Source organism: Pseudomonas sp. CH61 (assembly GCF_059429415.1).
Genome location: NZ_CM182098.1, coordinates 6377782 through 6397481 on the forward strand (window position 1 = coordinate 6377782; position 19700 = coordinate 6397481).

A 19700-nucleotide genomic window follows, 5' to 3' on the forward strand; every position below is an offset into this window, starting at 1 on the left:
TGATCGACGACATCTGTTGCAATGATATTACGCTGTTCTTCCGAAGCTAACTTTATGTCGGTGTTATTGCTGCACCCGTCTGATATTAGATGTTGTGCCTTTATCTAATGTTTTCGAGCGGGCAAGCCAGTATTGATTGCCATTCGATTGAGTGAGGAAGTGGCTTTGGTGTGTTGTAACCAAGTACGCCATTCATGTTAACGCTGTGATTGCAATTTTTGTTTTCTCTTACACTTTGGGTGAGAGATCTTTCTTGGTGCATGTTATTACTGGTGCTCTATGTCTCGAACCACGGAGTGTTCGAGTTAATATCTGTCAAGGAAGAATTTTATGAGTAAAATATTGAATGCGACACCAGATCGGTCCGATGAGTCAGGTGTTGCAGATAGTATCGGTAGTTTTACCGTAAAGTTTGATGTGGGCGCATCCAGTCGCAGCAAAGTGCTATACGCCAATGGGCGCATGCAGGTTAAGGTCCAGGTTGTAGTGGCGGGTCTGGATCGCGATGGTAACGTCGTTGCTGTTTCCGATGAGGTCATGGAGAGTATTCGTCTTGTTCACTATGACAGCGGCAAAACCTTGCGCAATGGTTGGCGGGCCAGCACGGAACAGGGCCGTTTCACCTTGGCGGTAGCGCACACAGCCACTGTTATGGAGGATGATGGAAACGAGGATCCTTCGGGCCCGCGCCGGGTACGCACGTTCTGGGTGTCCAGCGAAAATGTTGAAACCATCCAGATCGGTGCTTCCATAAAGTTTGATAACACAGTCATCCGTAGTAACGGCACAACACTGTCGAGCAGGCATGACAGCAGTATCAGTCTTGAGGCCGTCCTGCCGGTCACCTATGCGATTGAGCAATTCCGTTGGGAAAATGTCTGGTATGACGGCGGGTTTAAAAATCAGCGTATTTATAAATATTACCTTGGTTTATATCCCCATGCGCAACAAGTAAAGTTGCTGGACTGGATTGCTGAGGATTCTGATGAGAACGCTGTATTTGCCTTCGGCAATGACGTCGATGGATGGAATGCAGCGTTTCAGGCAGGTATTCTGATCCGCCCGGACCGGCACACATTTAACATGTCGTTACCGTTTGTCGAGGCTTCCGGTGTGACGCCAGAGTCCATCAGTTTTATTTATCACGAGAAGGACTATGAGGTTAAAGTCAACGACCGCATCGGAGAACTGACTGTTGTCCAGGCACTGTCCCCAGCAGCACGAAATCAACCGCGCGTCGCTAGATCGGAAGTCTTCCGCTTCACCGTTCTGGATCAATTTGGCACTGAACATGCTCTGGCTATCCGCACTGACTTTAAAGAACGAAGCTTCAGGCTGGAACGAGGCTGATACTTTGATTTTTTCTAAAAGTATCGAATAGACAAATCTGCCTGTAAGCATTTGCACAAGAAACCCCGCAGTTGCAGATTTGTAGCTGTGACTCTTGATCCAATTTGTCGATTCGAAGTGACGCTGGTGGTGACTACGGCTCCCCGTTCTTTTATCAAGGACGGCGGTTTTAAATTGGTGCGAGGTTAGCGTCATCTCTGTTGGTGCCGGCGCGTAGTGGCTAAACTGCGCGCCTCATTGCCAGGATTGCCACCATGTTGCTGATGCTCTATCTGATCGCCATCACCGCCGAAGCCATGACGGGCGCCCTCTCTGCCGGGCGACGCGGCATGGACTGGTTTGGCGTAGTGCTGATCGCCTGCGTGACAGCTTTGGGCGGTGGTTCGGTGCGCGATGTGCTGCTCGGGCACTACCCGCTGACTTGGGTCAAACACCCGGAATACCTGGTGCTGACCTCGGTCGCGGCGATGTTCACCGTGTTCACCGCGCGCTGGATGCGCCATCTGCGCTCGCTGTTTCTGGTGCTCGACGCCGTCGGCCTGGTGGCGTTCACCCTGATCGGCTGCATGACCGCGCTGGAAATGGGCCACGGCATGCTGGTGGCGTCGGTCAGCGGCGTGATCACGGGGGTGTTCGGCGGCATCCTGCGCGATATCTTCTGCAACGACATTCCGCTGATCTTTCGCCGCGAACTGTATGCGAGCGTCTCCTTCGCCGCAGCGTGGTGCTACATGCTGTGTCTTTATCTGAATGTGCCCGGTGAGCAAGCCATTCTGATCACCCTGTTTGGCGGATTTTTATTGCGTCTGCTGGCTATTCGATTTCATTGGGAAATGCCCAAGTTTGTTTATAACGATGAGCATTGATACGTGTCGCAGTCCGGTGCTGTTTTGCTGAAAGTTCGCTGATGGGCTAGTGGCTTGCAAGTGTATGTTTCTTACATTTTTCACTTTGCTGTTTATTTGAAAGGTATGTAGATTTTTTGTTGGCAGCTTTCCACTGCCACTATTTAATTATATCTCTTGAAGGTAATGCATTATGAGTGAAAGCATGGACGCTACACCCGATCAGCAAACCAATCTGCCCGTTCTTGCAGGCCTTTCCAGTATGAAGGTCAAGTTTGATGCCAACGACAGTACTCGCAGCAAATCGCTGTTCGGTAATGGCCGGATGCAGCTGAAAGTACAAGTTCTGGTTTCCGGGGTAGACGCAAATGGCAACGCCATGCACGTACCGGCAGATGTAATGGAAAGTATCGAACTGATTCATTACAGCACTGGCAAGACGTTGCGCGACGGCTGGGCCGCGAGCACCGTGCAAGGGCGTTTTACCATTGAGGCACGACCTTCACTGACTGCCGGCGAGGTTCACGACGATGACCTGGAAAATGACAGCGTCCATCCTCAGGTTCGCACGTTCTGGGTATCCTCATCGAGCGCCGGGACGACCCAGGTCGGTGCGCGCCTGACTCTGAACGGTGAGAGGATTCTCAGTAACGGAACCACACTTTCCAGTGTCCACGACAGCAGCGTAACCATCGAAGCACAACCTCCTTCGGCGTATTCCATGGAAGAATTCCGCTGGTATCAAACCCGGCGCGGCAATGAATTGCCCGGCAATCGCATCTGTAACTATCGTCTGGGGCTGTATCCGCGGGGGCAGCAGATCAAGCTGATCGATTGGGTTGTAGACGGAGTCGAGGAAGGCGTTAACCATAACTTTGCGGGCGGCAACCGATTGAATGAAGCAAAAACCAATTATATGGATGTCATTCTTGTTCGCCCTGAACAACAAAATGTGACGGTGACCTTGCCGGCTAACGGAGATCCTTTTGTTTTCGCTTTTTTTCCTGACGCCCATACATGGGGTAGTGAGCATTATGGTGTAAAAATTCAGAGCGACGGAGAGTTAACGGTTGTACAAGCCCTGTCCGAGTACTCGACAAACGGGGGGAAATACAAGTACGGAAATAAACTTTATTTTGTCGCCATTGATGAGCACGGTACAGAGCATAAATTGGCGATTCGCGTGGACTTCTCTGAGCGTAATTTATATCTGGAACGAGGCTAAGTATCACTTTCACTGATGCAATTTCGGTGGATGTAGTAGATGTATATACTTTTTGCTATAGCAACTAGCGATAAGCTGTGGTGTTCACTTATCAGGTAATCGCGCCCGAAGTGCTTTTACTTATATCGATTGTTGGCCCTTCAGTTACGTAGGGCCAACACAACCACATCTCAAGGATGAGTCGTCATGACTGGCAAACCGCCAAAGGTCAAGCCTGCACCTGCCCCAACCAAAATTCGCGATTTCAGTGTCGAAGGCATTCATCGCCCACCTTCCGTTGCTTCAGCAGTGCCCCAACCGCCCAAACCGCATCGCCTGGAACCCTTGCATCCGTCCTTCGAGCCTGAATCGGTCGCAGTGACACCAGCGATCAGGGTGAGTGTGAACCCGAGGGCCTCCGCAATCGGCGAGTTCGCGAAGCATACCGCGAAGTCCTCACTGGCGGATTACTGGGTACCTGCGCACAAAAGCCTTGGCGAGATTGATGCGCAAGGCATTTGGGTAGTGCAGCAGCGTCAGTATGTCGCCGTAGCCGATGACCAGATCGTGCAAGTGGTGCTGGACGCCAAGAGTGGCCTGTTTCGCGCCACGCTGGCCAGTGAACTCAACCCCTCCGGCCCGCTATTGAAGCCGGACCGCGAGGGCCGATTCTGGGTCCCGCTGGACAGCGATGTTGCCAGCTTCACTGATTCGATATCAGTACAAACCGCACAGCTTTTTCGCCGGATGGGCCGTTCCGTGGCGCAGTTTGCCGACGCCACGGTTGCACGCCTGCTGGCAGTGAGCGGGGTCAATGAATCAGTGCTGCGCGATGTGCTCGTCAATGATCGTCCTGCGCCATTTTTACTGGAGGACAGCATCAGGCGATTCCAGCTTGATCAGATGCTTCAGGCGCAAGGACGCGGAGCCGCGCCTGAGCGGTTTAAGCGGTTCAAGGATCTGGAGGATGCCTTTGAATCCGATTGCGATGAAAACACTTTGCGGATGCGCCGGGTGTTTCCACATCTACCGAAAACGGCTGCGCTGGCGATATGGCGCAATACGAGCGCTGCCGAGCGTTTGTACATGCACAACCAACCGGGTATGCCACAGCGAGTGGCGAAAGAGGCACTGGTGGCGCTGCGAGAGATTCGCTTGGCGAGGGCCGCAGAAGGCATTTATTTAGAGGCAATAACCAACCCGGACAGTGATCGGTTAGTCCTGCATATGCTCGGAAATCTGGCGAATTGGCCGCGGCAAATGCGTATCGAGATTCGCCAAGGGGCGATGGACGGGGAGGTCCTCAGTGCTATTGGCGATGCCCGATCGCCGTTTCGTCACATACTGATTCGACAGGGTCATGGCTATGTGATTCGGAGCCGCGACGCCCAATCCCCTCAGGGATCGAAGGATCTGTATTCAACACTCTGGTTTCTGTTGTTGACCAGGGATCGTCAGTTGCTGGGTGTGACAGAAGGCGCAGGTGCGGCGTTGCAACAGTTGATCCGTGCTCAACCGTTGCCGTCACGCCAAAACGTGAGTGAATTGTTGGGGCTCGCGCCGCTGCCCGTTTTCGTTGATCCTGCCAGCGCTCAATTCAGACAAACGGGGCAATTGCGGGGGGGAGGTGACAACGATCCGGTATCGCCAAAATCCGTGGTAAAGCGTGTACGTGATCTTTATCCGCAGATTTCGGATGAGGAGATGACGACGTTTACCAAAGAACGTTTGAAGAGTGATGCCTCCGGCGTATTGACTCGCCTGGAAACAGAGCTTGCAACGTTGCGAGATGAGCTTGCGATATGGACTGCTGAAGGGGCATCACCTCATGCGCAGACGTCGGAACCAGAAGGCGCGCCTACACACGCCGAGCGACGCCAGGCTCGCGAGAAGTTCAGCGCAAAGTTGCAGGATATCTGGCAGCGCAAGTCGGTTTCGAGGTGGGGGGAAGGGGACGATCAATTTTCTCACTATGTCGATTTTTCGGGTGAGTTACCAAGGTTGTCCACGCGATTTGAGGATGTAACAGAGTTATTATTAACCGCCAATGAACCGGGTGCACGGTTAGGTGCGTTTCTTGACAGCTTCCCCAATATTCAATGTTTGGGAGTCTTTGGCATAAAAACGGAGGAATTCCCGTCAGGAATATTTCAAATGCGCCAGTTAAGCGAGCTTACGCTGGACGGGTGCTCGCTGAAACTATCCGAGGTCACAGTAGAAGGATTGTCCAGAATCGAAACGCTGACCCGGTTGAATCTGGCAAACAACCCTCTGACAGTTGCTCCGCATGTAGGCTACATGCCAGGTTTAACCGGATTGATGCTAAGCAACGCAAATCTTTCCAGCGTTCCTTCAGGTATAGATAAGCTCAGGAAACTGGGTGTCGTGGCATTGCATGATAATAATATTTCCGACGTAGGATATGAGTTGATCGAGATTCCGGATACACAGGATCTGTTCGTTGGTTTATTGAATAATCCGCTGAGTGTCGCGTCAAGGCAACGGATTAGTAATTATCTGGAAAGCGCCAGTATGGATCGAAAGGTGGAAATCCAGACGGACGATGTGGTTTCAGAGTCTGACTTGGATAGTGAGTCCTCGGAGAGCGGATTTTCGACAGGTTCAGACAGTGACTGAATATTGGTGAAAGTAACGATTCCTTTGTTTGTCAAACATAGCCAGACAAGAAATAAACCGCTCGAAGGCTCCCCTTCTGATTATTTTCAGTCTAGCTCGGAAGGGGAGCGATCATTGAGTGCTGGAACCAAAGGGGAGAATGAACGTTGTTACGCTCGGCATCATAAAGTTCACGGTTTTTGGAAGTGTTAGTGTTTATGTTGGTTATTTAGGGTGGTGTTAAAATGTTGCCTCCTCACAATTTGTCGAATGTCGCAGCTATTTTTATTTAAATCGAACCTCAATACTTTGCTGAGCCCTTAAAGGGCGAAATCTATTAATCAGCAAGGTATTGTTAAATGCTCGATGATCAAGTTGGTATTTCCCGTATTGAGGTAAAACTCGACGCAACACGGTCTGGTCAGCATAAAGTGCTTTATGCCAACGGTCGCATGCAAGTGCGTGTGTTGGTGCTGCTGCACGGGATCGATAACAATGGCGACGGCGCATCGCTGTATGGGCATCCGGCTTTGCAATCACTGCGGTTGATTGCCTATAACGGCGCTCGGCCTCTGGAGGGTGACTGGAGTGTCTCGCTGCAGGAAAATCGTTACGCCCATGAAATGTCGGGTGGTGCACCGCGGATTGCCGAAGTTCCACGTGCCACGCACAACCGGATAAGTGACGACTCTGATCCGGTGCAGATTTTCCAGTTTTGGGTTTCGGCCACCATGCCCGGGATCATGGAAGTGGCCGCCGAAATTCTCATCGATGGTGTGTTATTGCGAAGTAACGGAATCGGCTTTGACAGCAGTATTACGCTGGAGGCAGTTCCACCTAATGAATATTCGCTGAAGAGCTTTACGTTCAACGAATATGGTGGCAAGCAGCAGAAAGCGCAATATGACTGGCTTCAACGTTTTCATATCGGGCTGTATGCGCAGGGCAGACAGATTCACCTGCTTGACTGGTACAGCAGCGAGGTGAAACTTGATCCTTATGATTCCGAAGATGCGGTGCAGGTCTATGCCTCCGGAAACATACCCGGCACTCAGGATGGGCGCAGAAATTTTTACGGCTACATGGCACCCATCTACGGGTTGAAAGCAACGTTTCGCAGTCCCCTTGGCACGATGCTCGCGCCGATTAACAACGTGCCCGGACAGTTGACGTTTATTCAATACACTTCCGCGGACCTGCAAGTAGGGCGAGAAAGCGAAGGTGCATTCGAGTTTGCTGTGATTGATGAATTTGGTACGAAGCACAGGCTGTGTATCGAAGGTGATAAAGAACAGCGCGCTTTTATTCTGAGTGATTCCAAGCGGCCAATGAAACAGGTCATCTGAATTTACGATGTGGTCAGCGCTTTTTAGCTGGCCAACTTGACTTGCCCCTATCTGCATCTGGAATAAAGGAGATTTTTTCTATGGAAAGTAATTCATCTTCCGCTGTTCATTCAAACGCTTTTAACTTTGGTGAGTTTGTTTCCGGAGGCGTTGATCCGCGCACGGGCATGTACACGTGCTCTTTTTCGTTGGGAAAGTTGCACTCGGCGGATCTCAATGGTCCTGAGCTTACACTTTCAATAGGCTTCAATCCGCTCAATCAGGCGGACTCCGGTTTGGGCATTGGCTGGTCGTTGACCCTGACAAATTACGACCTGCGCAGCAAAGTCATGACATTGTCCAACGGCGAGCGTTACAGGGCTGTCGAGACGTCTAGCGGTCTGAAGTTCAAGGAAATGAAACTGCAAACGGCAAAGGTGTCAGTGACTGGAGCCGGGCGCTATGAAGTTCGATACAAGGATGGTCGGCGTGAGCTGCTCAAAGTTCTGGCTGGCACTCAAGTCGCCGTAGCGGAAAAAATAATCGCCGCGAACGGTGTAAGCATCGCGTTGAAGCACGAGTTGTTCAACCAGTTCCCCAGGTTGAGCGAAGTCCGTGACGCGAAACGATGCCTGTTGAGAATCACCCGCAATGCAGGCCAGGTCACATTGACCCGGCATCCCGATACCTCTTCCAGTTCCGCCTACAAGTTGATTTTGAAGAACGCTCGGGTAACGGCGATCGAGCTTCCGGTCGGTAAAGGTTGGGAGCTGGAATATGAAGTTATCGATGAGGCCAGCTATTTGCACCGCGTCGTCAATCCATTGCGCGGCGTGGAAATCATTCGCTACAAGCGCCAAGGTCATAGGTTCGTCAATGGCGTGGAACAGACACTGCCGTTTGTTATCGCTCACGATATCTATCCTGGCCGCGGTCAACCCAGACTCTGCAAGACCTACGCGTACTCCGACCATAACTTCCTTGGGCAGGGCCTGCTCCCGGCCAGGGATAATGACCTGGATCCGCTCTATCTGGCGCCCGGCAACTACGTCTACACCTCGGACGAGCAGTTGTTACTGAGCGGCAACGTGCATACGCGCATTAAACGCACTTACAACAAATTCCATCTGTTGGTGGCTGAGGTTACAACCTGTGGCGACGCCCAGATCGCCACCGCCACCGAGTATCACTGTTCCGTCACCAAGCCTTTCAATGAGCAGGTGGCTCAGTTCCGTATGCCGAAAGTCCATACGGTGACTCACCTTGATCGGCGCACCCAACAGCAGCGTGTGGAAACCACCGTCACCGAGTTTGATGGCGAAGGAAACTTGCTCAAGCATATTGAGCCAAGTGGGGTGATGACTTCGACGGAATTTTATCCGGCAAGTGGTGGCGATAATTGCCCGGAGGATCCGCTGGGTTTTTCCAGGTTTCCGAAAAAGAGGACGGTCACCGCTGCCGCGTCGGGTGGTACTCCGACAGTCACGTACTACGACTATGCCCTGCATCCCGCGCTGGAAGGCGCGGAACTGGCCTTCGTGTTACCGGTTGGGGAACGTTTTTTCGAAGTTGTAGAAGGTGTTGAAGTCTTGCGTTCGAAAACCGAGCGCAGTTATCTGAACTCGCCAAAGGACCCGCTCAAGCACGGGGCCACGAAAGAGCAAAGTGTCATCCTCAATGACAAAAAAACATCTCTCGAGTTTTCCTATGAGCTTGAGGGCGACAGGTTACGGGTCAAGTCCAGCACACGCGGGTTTGACGATGCGCTGCAGAGCAGTGAGAAAGTGCTTTCGACGCTGAGCGGATTACTGGTTTCAGAGGTCGGTGTCGATGGCGAGCACATCGAACATGAATACGACGCCATCGGCCGGGCAGTGCGCAAAACGGTTGCTTCCGGGAGCCCTTATGCGGCCGCTACCCAGTGGGCCTATCTGGCCGCCAGTAAACAGCAGCCGGCCACAATGGTGACCACCGATCCCGTCGGCGGTGAGCAACGAGTGAACTATGACGGCCTGGAGCGGGTGATCATTGTTCAGGAAAAGGACTGCGACCATCCCGACAAGGACGGGCTGATGCAGGCTCGCACGATTTATTCTGCCCTGCATGATCCGGTCGGTCACACGGTGAAAGTGACGCTGACCGATTGGCGTGATGGCCAGTCTTATCCGGTCAGTACCCGCTACGAGTTCGATTCCTGGGGTCAGGTCAGCAAGACGCTGCATGCCGATGGGCGTATCGAACACAGTGAGGCGAATCCGGTCCTTCGCCAGCAAACCAACTGGATCGAGGGGATGGGCAAGACACTCACCCTCGTCAATGAGTTCGGTAAACCGCTCAGCGTCGAGCGCTTCAATCGGAAGAGCAAGAGTCTGGGCAAAACCGTTTACACCTATGACGGGTACGGGCGCACAACCAGCGAAACAGATCCTGTCGGCAATACCACTCGATATGAGTACGACGTTTTTGACCGGGTAATTCGCACTGTCTTGCCTGACGCCAATGCGGTCGTGACCGAATACGCCGAGCATAGCGATGAAGGGCTATCGATCGGTATCAAGGTCGGTGACAAAGTGTTGGGGCAGCAAACTTATGACGGTTTGAGTCGTTTAATACAAAGTACCGTGGGCGGACGAAAGTCCGAGGCGGGTTATGAAGCGGGCTTCACTCAGCCACAGTGGTACAAGAGTGCTGATGGCAAAAAAACCGAATTCACTTATTTGCGCGATCTGGGCGGTTTACTGACGGAGCGCAAGGCAGGGGAGCTGGTCACCACCCTGACTTATGACAACGTCAGTGGTAATCCCTTGACCTGTACCGAAAGCGGCAGGCAACGCAGTTTTTCCTATTACCCCTCCGGGCGCGTCAAATCCGAAACCACGACCTTCGGCACGATCACCAAAGCAACGACCAGTACCTGGTCCCTGCAGGGGCGACCGATCAGCCATGTCGATGTACTCGGCTCCGAAAGCAGATCCGAATACGATAACCACGGCCGCTTGCTATCCACCTCGCACGGCTCGCTGAAAACCGAATTCCACTACGCCATCCAGACAGGTTTGCCGGACTGGACGAAAACCGAAGACACGTCGATCAAGCGGCAGATGATCACCCGGTTTGCCTATGACGATATCGGTCGTGAAACCCGCCGTACATTCGAGATTCAGGGGCAGCCTGACCAGACGCTGGAATCGATTTACACCCTCGCTGGCAAACTGGCGCAGAAAGTCTCCAGGCGTGGCACGCAACTATTGCGCGATGAACAATTCGCCTACGATGCGCGCGGGCGTCTGATCCAGTACGACTGTACCGGCAGCCAAAAGCCCCGCGATCCGTATGGCAAGGAAATTGTCCGGCAGACGTTCACCTTCGATGCGCTGGACAACATGCTTACCGTGCAGACCAGGTTCCCGCTGGGCGTGAATCTGACCACCTTCAGTTATGACAATCCCGATCCTGCACAGCTCAGCGCAGTCAAACATTCCCATGTCGACTATCCATCGGCAGTGACGCTGGAATACGACGCCAACGGCAGGATGATCAAGGACGATCAGGCGCGGACTCTGGCCTATGACGCGTTCGGGCGTCTTGAGCAATTGTCCGGCGCAGGCGGATCCGTCATTCGTGGCTACCATTACGACGGTTTCGATGATCTGGTTGAACTGTCGCAACCCGGGAAGGTGACTGCGCAGCGTTACTACTACTCAGGCCGGGTCGCCAATGAGGTGAGTGGTGAAAATTCATCCAGTGTTGTGCGTCACGGTGGAACGCTTGTGGGGCAACAGCAACTCGGTTTGAACGCCGGCGCGCAGCTGTTTGGTACCGATCAGCAGCAAAGCGTGCTGGCAACGCTGGGCAAGGAACAGCTCACCGATTGCGCCTACAGCCCGTACGGGCATCGTCCTGCCGAAGGTGGCTTGTTCAGCCTCGCTGGGTTTAACGGCGAGCAGCTGGATCCGGTGACCGGGCTGTATCTGCTGGGCAACGGTTACAGAGCCTATAGCCCGACATTGATGCGATTCCTCTCCCCCGACAGCATGAGTCCGTTCGGCGCGGGCGGATTGAATGCCTACAGTTATTGCCTCGGCGACCCTGTCAATCGTGTCGACCCTACCGGGCATATATCCTGGCAATCGATCCTGGGCATCGGGCTCGGTGTTCTCGGGGTTGTTGCCAGCGTGTTGACGATGGGCGCGGCGACGCCATGGGCAGCGGCGGCATTGGGGCTGGCGGTGACTTCAGGTCTGGCGGGTATTGCCAGCGAGGTGATCAATGAGCTGGCACCGGGTTCTCAAGCAGGCGAGATATTGGGCTGGATCAGCTTCGGTCTTGGGCTGGCTTCGCTCGGTGCAGGTTTGGCGGCGGGTGCAAAAGCTGCTGTGAATGCTGGCAGGAGGATGGCTTCGGCCTTTAGCAAAGGTCTAAGTCCCGAGGGCAAGGACACAGCCAAGGCGGCAAAACATTTCAAGAAGCCTGGAAAGGGCGCCAAGGCTGCGGCCAAAAAAGCCAAGGCGCCCGGGGAGTCAGTGCCGGATGAACCTTGGCAATTGATTGGGGCCGAGGTAGAGAATGTGCATAAAAATCATCAACCAATGGCCTTGGAATTCTACAAGCGCGTGGAAAGCAACATGTCCCCCAGACAAGCAGCGGGCTTGACCGAAATGTATTACGAGGAGTTCGGCGCAGCCGGTAATGGAAGAAAAGTAACGCATGTTTTTTTTGCGAGGTCGAAAGGACGTGGGGAGCGTATTTACCTTCTAGAGGACAGTAATACGCGAGTTTGCAAAGTCCTCCAGGCGGGCGGCCATTGGTCCGACGGGCAGACCAACGCAATAATGAGATCGGCGAAAAGTATGGATACAACGCGTATATGAGCTGCCTGAGTACTTTGCCTGCCCTTTACGGGTTTGAAGGTCTGGAGTGCCGTTCCAGTGCCCACTCTACATGCTCTCTAACCAACTCTGACGGATAATCCCGTCGCGCCTTCAACGCTTCCAGCACCGGAATCGTTGAAGGCGCGTTGCCCAGCCCCACCGCCAGATTCCTCAACCAACGCTCATACCCCGCACGCCGCAACGGCGAACCTTCGGTGCTGCTCAAGAACTTCTCCTCATCCCACAAAAACAACTCGGCCAACTCGGCGTTATCGAGGTTGTGCCGTGGCTTGAAATCGCTTTCCCCTGAAGGCTTGGCGAAACGGTTCCACGGACAGCAAATCTGACAGTCATCACAGCCGAACACGCGATTGCCGATCAGCGGTCGCAAATCCTCGGGAATGGCGCTTTTCAGTTCAATGGTCAGATAGGAAATGCAGCGCCGCGCGTCCAGCACATACGGGCCGACGAAGGCGTTAGTCGGGCAAATGTCCAGGCACGCGGTGCAGCGGCCGCAATGTTCAGTGCTGTGCGGCTCATCCACCGGTAACGCTAGATCGACAAACAACTCGCTCAAGAAAAAATAACTGCCAGCCTTACGGTTCAGCACCAGAGTGTTTTTACCGATCCAGCCCAGCCCGGCCTGTTCGGCGATGGCTTTTTCCAGCACCGGGGCGCTGTCGACAAACGCGCGGAAACCGAACGGACCGATCTGCGCCTGAATCTTGTCGGCCAATTGCTGCACACGTTTACGGATCAATTTGTGGTAATCGCGGCCCAGGGCATAACGCGACACGTAAGCTTTTTCCGGTTGCGCGAGCATTTGCGCCATTTGTGTGTCGCCGGGCAGGTAGTCCATGCGCAGCGAAACGACGCGCAACGTGCCCGGCACCAGCTCTTCGGGGTGCGAGCGTTTGCTGCCATGGGCGCCCATGTAGTCCATTTCGCCGTGGTAGCCGGCCTCGAGCCAGCGCGCGAGGTGCTGCTCATGCTCGGCCAGATCCAGGCCACTGATGCCGACTTGCTGAAAGCCCAGCTCGCGGCCCCAATCCTTGATCGATTGGGCGAGGGCGGGCAGGTCTGTGGTGATGGCGGACATGAGGCGAGAGAAACCGGAGCTGAGGTGCGTATAATTCTGCCAGACATCGGAGCCCGAAGACGCATGCCGCACACGAAAGATCAATTACCCGACGCGCTGTATGGCGCCGCACAGGTGCGCGAACTCGATGCACGGCTGATTGCCGCCGGTACGCCGGGCTTCGAATTGATGCAGCGCGCCGCGCATGCGACGTGGCGCGCGCTGGTTCGGCAATGGCCTTCGGCGACTGAACTGACGGTGCTGGCCGGGCATGGCAACAACGCCGGTGACGGTTATCTGGTCGCAACCATGGCGCAGCGAGCCGGTTGGCGAGTGCGGGTGTTGGCGGTCGGCGATCCGCAGCGTTTGCAAGGCGATGCCGCGCTGGCCCATGCCGAGGCATTGGCTGAAGGTGTTGCGGTGCAGGGCTGGCAGGCTGAACGCGAATTGCGCGGGGTCATTCTCGATGCATTGCTCGGCACGGGTCTGAGCGGGGATGTGCGCGAGCCTTACGTGTCGGCGATCAAAGCAATCAACGCCAGCGGTTTGCCGGTGATAGCCGTTGATATCCCTTCAGGTCTGAGCGCCGACTCCGGGCATGTTCTGGGCGCCGCTGTGCAGGCTGATCTTACGGTGACCTTTATCGGGCTGAAAATCGGTCTGTTCACCGGCGACGCGGCGGATCATGTCGGCCAATTGGTATTTAACGATTTGCAGGCCAGCGCCGACATTTATCGTGACATTCCTGTCATCGCCCAACGGCTCAACACGGCTAATCTTCCGAGGTTGGCGGCGCGCGCACCGACTTCGCACAAGGGCCGTTTTGGCCATGTGCTGCTGATCGGTGGCGATCACGGGTTTGGCGGAGCGATCCTGCTCAGCACCGAAACGACCTTGCGCAGTGGCGCGGGGATGGTGTCGCTGGCGACTCGTCCTGAACATATCCCCGCAGCGCTGAGTCGAGTGCCGGAAGCCATGGCGCTCGGCGCGTCTTCTGCCAATCAGTTGATGGGTTTGCTGGAGAAGGTTTCTGTGCTGGTGGTCGGCCCGGGACTGGGGCAGGCCAGTTGGGGCCGCGCACTGTTGTCGGCGGCCGCCAACGCAGCACTGCCACAAGTATGGGACGCCGACGCATTGAACCTGCTGGCCAGCGGTTTCGTTGAGTTGCCCAAGGATTGCGTGATCACCCCGCATCCGGGCGAAGCCGCGCGTTTGCTGGGAATCAGCACCGCACAAGTGCAAGCGGATCGTCCGGCGGCAGCGTTGGCATTGAGCAAAAAATATACAGCGGTTGTGGTGTTGAAAGGCGCCGGCAGCCTGATCGCGCATACCGATGGACGCCTGGCGCTGTGTCATCAAGGTCATCCCGCCATGGCCACAGCCGGGTTGGGTGATGTGCTGGCCGGTTTGACCGGTGCGCTGCTGGCGCAAGGCATGGACGGTTTTGATGCCGCGTGTCTGGCGGTCTGGCTGCACGCCAATGCCGGTAGGCAACAAGGAAAATTCGGCCGTGGGCTGGCGGCCAGTGATCTGATTCCAGCCATTCGTCAGTTGTTGGAGGAGCAAGCACCGTGTCTGAAGTAACCCTGTACCTGGCCGATGAACAGGCCATGAGCGACTTTGGCGCACGGATCGCCCGCGTGACCCAGGGCCATGGCCTGATTTTTCTCGAAGGCAACCTGGGCATGGGCAAAACCACCCTGTCGCGGGGCATCATTCGTGGCTTGGGCCACGTTGGTTCGGTAAAAAGTCCGACCTTCACTTTGGTCGAACCTTACGAAATCGGTGACATCCGCGCCTTCCACTTCGACCTGTATCGCCTGGTCGATCCGGAAGAGCTGGAGTTTCTCGGCATCCGCGACTACTTCGAAGACGACGCGATGTGCCTGATCGAATGGCCCGATAAAGGTGCAGGCTTTTTGCCAAAGCCTGACCTGACCATTACCATTAGCCCGCAAGACAGCGGGCGTTCGCTGAAAATTTTATCCCAGGGCTCGCGTGGCGAGGCCTGGTGTGCCGCTTTGGCATTGGAATCCAATTAAATGATGGGGTTAGGTATGCGCTTTCGCGCGTTGGTGGCTGCCGCTGGACTGTTGTTGATGGCAGTAACCGTCAACGCTGTGGCCGATTCGAAGGTCAACAGCGTGCGCCTGTGGCGGGCGCCGGACAACACGCGACTGGTCTTCGACCTGAGCGGCCCGGTGCAGCACAGCGTCTTCACCCTGACCTCGCCGGACCGGCTGGTGATTGACATCAACGGCGCCACCCTCGGCGCACCGCTGAATGTGCAGACCGCGAACACGCCAATCACCGCAATGCGTTCGGCCCAGCGTACGCCGACCGACCTGCGCGTGGTCATCGACCTGAAGAAGGCCGTCACGCCGAAAAGCTTCTCGCTGGCGCCGAACGCGCAGTATGGCAACCGTCTGGTGGTCGATCTGTTCGACAACCCGGCCGACGCCGCACCGCCGCCTGCGCCAACGCCGCAGGTGGCCACCGTGCCAGCGGTGCCGGTAACCCCGACCGAACCGGCGATCAAGCTGCCGCCAGCTCCGGCCGGCAAGCGCGACATTATTGTCGTGATCGACGCCGGCCATGGTGGCGAAGACCCGGGTGCGTCCGGCTCGCGCGGTCAGCGTGAAAAAGACGTGGTACTGCAGATCGCCCGCGAGTTGCAGCGTCAGGTCAACGGCATGAAAGGCTTCCGCGCCGAATTGACCCGTACCGGCGACTACTTCATCCCGTTGCGCGGCCGTACCGAGATCGCCCGCAAGAAGGGCGCCGACCTGTTCGTCTCGATTCATGCTGACGCCGCGCCGTCTGCGGCCGCCTTCGGCGCTTCGGTGTTTGCCCTGTCTGATCGCGGCGCAACTTCCGAGACCGCGCGTTGGCTGGCCGACAGCGAAAACCGTTCCGACTTGATCGGTGGTGCCGGCAACGTCAGCCTCGACGACAAAGACCGTATGCTCGCGGGCGTGTTGCTCGACCTGTCGATGACCGCTTCGCTGACCTCCAGTCTCAACGTCGGCCAGAAAGTCCTGACCAACATCGGTCGCGTCACGCCACTGCACAAACAGCGTGTGGAGCAGGCCGGGTTCATGGTGCTGAAGTCGCCGGACATCCCGTCGATCCTGGTCGAAACCGGCTTCATCTCCAACGCCAACGAAGCAAACAAACTATCGGCCTCGAGCCACCAGCAAGCGCTGGCGCGTTCGATCAGCAGCGGCGTGCGTCAATTCTTCCAGCAGAACCCGCCACCGGGCACCTATATCGCCTGGCTGCGTGATTCCGGCAAGATCGCCCAAGGCCCGCGCGACCATCGCGTTGGCCCGGGTGAAACGCTGGCGATGATCGGCGTGCGCTATCAGGTGTCGCCGGCCACGTTGCGCGCGGCCAACAACCTGAAAAGCGATGAGTTGAAAGTCGGTCAGCACCTGACCATTCCAGGCACCGAACTGGCGTCCAAAGAATGAACGAAGTGCTGAACGCGGCTGCCCGCATCGAACTGCTCAGCCCACGGCTGGCGAACCAGATTGCCGCGGGTGAGGTGGTTGAACGCCCGGCCTCGGTAATCAAGGAATTGCTGGAAAACAGCCTCGACTCCGGCGCCAAGCGCATCGATGTCGATGTCGAACAGGGCGGGGTCAAGCTGCTGCGTGTGCGCGACGATGGCAGCGGAATTTCCGCCGACGACCTGCCGCTGGCGCTGGCCCGTCACGCCACCAGCAAGATCCGTAACCTCGAAGACCTTGAACAGGTGATGAGCCTCGGTTTCCGTGGTGAAGCACTGGCGTCGATCAGCTCCGTGGCGCGTCTGACCCTGACTTCGCGTACGCGCGATGCCGATCAAGCCTGGCAGGTGGAAACCGAAGGCCGCGACATGGCGCCTCGGGTTCAGCCGGCAGCGCATCCGGTTGGCACCTCGGTGGAAGTTCGCGACTTGTTCTTCAACACCCCGGCGCGGCGCAAATTCCTCAAGACCGAAAAAACCGAATTCGATCACCTGCAAGAAGTGATCAAGCGTTTGGCGCTGGCGCGTTTCGACGTGGCGTTTCATCTGCGCCACAACGGCAAGACCATCCTCAGCCTGCACGAGGCCCACGATGATGCGGCCCGCGCCCGGCGTGTGGCGGCGATTTGCGGCTCGGGTTTCCTCGAACAGGCGCTGCCGATCGAGATCGAGCGCAACGGCTTGCACTTGTGGGGTTGGGTCGGTTTGCCGACGTTCAACCGTAGCCAGGCGGATTTGCAGTATTTCTTTGTGAACGGCCGGGCGGTGCGCGACAAACTGGTCGCCCACGCGGTGCGTCAGGCTTATCGCGATGTGCTGTTCAATGGTCGCCACCCGACCTTCGCACTGTTTTTCGAGGTTGATCCGGCGGCGGTCGACGTCAACGTCCACCCGACCAAACACGAAGTGCGCTTCCGCGACGGGCGCATGGTGCATGACTTCCTTTACGGCACCTTGCACCGCGCGTTGGGCGATGTGCGTCCGGAAGATCAGCTTGCCGGTTCCGTGACCACAGCCGTCGTGCGGCCGACAGGACTTGATGCCGGTGAGTTCGGCCCGCAGGGTGAAATGCGTCTGGCGGCCAATGCGCTGCTGGAGCAACCGCAGGCGCAACCGGCGTTCAATACGTCGTCCGGTGCCAGCGCTGGCGGGGCTTATCAGTATCAATACACGCCGCGCCCGCAATCGGCGGTGCCGCCGGCGGCTGAGGCTCAAGCAGCGTATCGCGAGTTTTTCGCGCCGCTGCCTGAGGCCAATGCCAACGCATTGCCGGCCGGTCAGGAAGATATTCCGCCACTCGGTTACGCACTGGCGCAACTCAAGGGCATCTACATTCTTTCCGAAAACGCCCAAGGGCTGGTGCTGGTGGACATGCACGCCGCTCACGAGCGGATCATGTACGAACGACTGAAAATCGCCATGGCCAGCGAAGGCCTCAGTGGTCAGCCATTGCTGGTGCCGGAGTCGCTGGCGGTCAGTCAGCGCGAAGCCGATTGCGCTGAAGAACACGCCGCATGGTTCCAGCGTCTGGGCTTCGAGTTGCAGCGTCTGGGCCCGGAAACCCTGGCGATCCGGCAGATTCCAGCCTTGTTGAAGCAGGCCGAAGCCAACCGCCTGGTCGGCGACGTACTGTCGGACCTGATGGAATACGGCACCAGCGACCGGATTCAGGCGCACCTCAACGAACTGCTCGGCACCATGGCCTGTCACGGCGCGATTCGCGCCAACCGACGCCTGGCCCTGCCGGAAATGAACGGCCTGCTGCGTGACATGGAAAACACCGAACGCAGCGGTCAATGCAACCATGGCCGACCGACCTGGACCCAGTTGGGTCTGGACGATCTGGACAAACTGTTCTTGCGCGGTCGTTGATGAGCCAGCTCCCTCCAGCGATATTCCTGATGGGCCCGACCGCTGCGGGCAAGACCGATCTGGCCATCGAGCTGACCAAGGTGCTGCCGTGCGAGTTGATCAGTGTCGATTCGGCGCTGGTTTATCGCGGCATGGACATCGGCACTGCAAAGCCTTCGAAAGAGCTGCTGGCCGAATATCCGCACCGCTTGATCGATATTCTCGACCCGGCTGAGGCTTATTCGGCTGCGGATTTCCGTCGCGATGCCCTGCAAGCCATGGCCGAGATCACCGCGCGCGGAAAAATTCCGCTGCTGGTCGGCGGCACAATGCTCTATTACAAGGCTTTGGTCGAAGGCTTGGCAGACATGCCGGCCGCCGATCCCGAGGTCCGTGCGCAGATCGAAGAAGAGGCTGCACGCCTTGGCTGGCAAGCCTTGCACGACCAATTGGCGGTCATCGATCCGGTATCAGCGGCGCGGATTCATCCGAACGATCCGCAGCGCCTGAGTCGCGCACTGGAAGTTTATCGAGTCAGCGGTCAGAGCATGACCGAGCTGCGCCAGCAACAATCTGCGCAAAGTACTGAAGCAGCCGCTTCGGGGCTGCAACAATTGCCCTATACTGTCGCGAACTTGGCCATTGCCCCGGCGAATCGTCAGGTACTGCACGAGCGCATTAAACAAAGATTCACAAATATGTTGGAACAGGGGTTCATCGACGAGGTCGTAGCCCTGCGTAAAAGAAGTGACCTGCATTCAGGGTTGCCGTCTATACGTGCGGTAGGCTACCGCCAAGTCTGGGACTACCTGGATGGCAAGCTGACGTTAGCCGAAATGCAGGAGCGCGGCATCATCGCCACGCGCCAGTTGGCCAAACGCCAGTTCACCTGGCTGCGCAGCTGGGAAGATCTACACTGGCTGGACAGTCTTGATTGCGACAATCTGCCACGCGCCTTGAAATACCTTGGGACCATCTCCATATTGAGCTGAGTCCTTGCAATTGCCGTCTATCCTTGGGGGTGTGACGGCCAAAGCCATCTGAATTAC

The 19700-nt window shown here is 56.3% G+C and carries 12 protein-coding genes; 11 read left to right on the plus strand and 1 reads right to left on the minus strand.

Going from position 1 to position 19700, the window contains the following annotated elements:
* Nucleotides 1–330 precede the first annotated feature (330 nt).
* From AC5SEM_RS28690 to AC5SEM_RS28715, 6 genes are all read left to right on the plus strand, one after another.
* The gene (locus tag AC5SEM_RS28690; RefSeq protein WP_495471796.1) at nt 331–1350 is read left to right on the plus strand and encodes a hypothetical protein; all 1020 of its coding nucleotides are present in this window, start codon (nt 331–333) and stop codon (nt 1348–1350) included.
* 254 nt (nt 1351–1604) lie between these two features.
* Entirely contained in the window at nt 1605–2216 is a 612-nt protein-coding gene (locus AC5SEM_RS28695; protein WP_137217697.1) for a trimeric intracellular cation channel family protein, read from the plus strand.
* Between the two features lie 172 nt (nt 2217–2388).
* Nucleotides 2389–3420 carry a hypothetical protein gene (locus tag AC5SEM_RS28700; protein WP_495471797.1) on the plus strand — a complete coding sequence of 344 codons (1032 nt, stop codon included), beginning with the start codon at nt 2389–2391 and terminating at the stop codon, nt 3418–3420.
* 186 nt (nt 3421–3606) lie between these two features.
* Nucleotides 3607–6036 (plus strand): leucine-rich repeat domain-containing protein, encoded by a 2430-nt coding sequence (locus tag AC5SEM_RS28705; protein ID WP_495471798.1) that lies wholly within the window; start codon nt 3607–3609, stop codon nt 6034–6036.
* A 338-nt stretch (nt 6037–6374) separates the two neighbouring features.
* Nucleotides 6375–7361: a hypothetical protein gene (locus tag AC5SEM_RS28710; RefSeq protein WP_137217694.1), complete on the plus strand. Its 987-nt coding sequence runs from the start codon at nt 6375–6377 to the stop codon at nt 7359–7361.
* An 80-nt stretch (nt 7362–7441) separates the two neighbouring features.
* Entirely contained in the window at nt 7442–12211 is a 4770-nt protein-coding gene (locus AC5SEM_RS28715; RefSeq protein WP_495471799.1) for an RHS repeat domain-containing protein, read from the plus strand.
* 25 nt (nt 12212–12236) lie between these two features.
* Here the strand turns inward: AC5SEM_RS28715 and queG are convergent, their stop codons facing one another.
* Nucleotides 12237–13310 carry a tRNA epoxyqueuosine(34) reductase QueG gene (gene queG / locus AC5SEM_RS28720; protein WP_495471800.1) on the minus strand — a complete coding sequence of 358 codons (1074 nt, stop codon included), beginning with the start codon at nt 13308–13310 and terminating at the stop codon, nt 12237–12239.
* Between the two features lie 63 nt (nt 13311–13373).
* Here queG and AC5SEM_RS28725 point away from each other — a divergent pair, with 63 nt between their 5' ends.
* Genes AC5SEM_RS28725 through miaA form a run of 5 tightly spaced genes read left to right on the plus strand, consistent with a single transcriptional unit; the run spans nt 13374 to nt 19643 of the window.
* Nucleotides 13374–14873: an NAD(P)H-hydrate dehydratase gene (locus AC5SEM_RS28725; RefSeq protein WP_495471801.1), complete on the plus strand. Its 1500-nt coding sequence runs from the start codon at nt 13374–13376 to the stop codon at nt 14871–14873.
* Nucleotides 14861–15331 (plus strand): tRNA (adenosine(37)-N6)-threonylcarbamoyltransferase complex ATPase subunit type 1 TsaE, encoded by a 471-nt coding sequence (gene tsaE / locus AC5SEM_RS28730; protein WP_116031930.1) that lies wholly within the window; start codon nt 14861–14863, stop codon nt 15329–15331. Before AC5SEM_RS28725 ends, tsaE begins: the two co-directional genes overlap by 13 nt.
* Nucleotides 15332–15388: 57 nt before the next feature.
* The gene (locus AC5SEM_RS28735) at nt 15389–16762 is read left to right on the plus strand and encodes an N-acetylmuramoyl-L-alanine amidase (protein WP_401044867.1); all 1374 of its coding nucleotides are present in this window, start codon (nt 15389–15391) and stop codon (nt 16760–16762) included.
* A gap of 8 nt (nt 16763–16770) precedes the next feature.
* Nucleotides 16771–18672 (plus strand): DNA mismatch repair endonuclease MutL, encoded by a 1902-nt coding sequence (gene mutL / locus AC5SEM_RS28740; RefSeq protein WP_175559558.1) that lies wholly within the window; start codon nt 16771–16773, stop codon nt 18670–18672.
* Nucleotides 18672–19643, plus strand: coding sequence for a tRNA (adenosine(37)-N6)-dimethylallyltransferase MiaA (gene miaA / locus AC5SEM_RS28745; protein WP_110719572.1), 972 nt, complete (start codon nt 18672–18674; stop codon nt 19641–19643). The genes mutL and miaA overlap by 1 nt, the downstream gene beginning before the upstream one ends.
* The last annotated feature ends 57 nt before the right edge of the window (nt 19644–19700 follow it).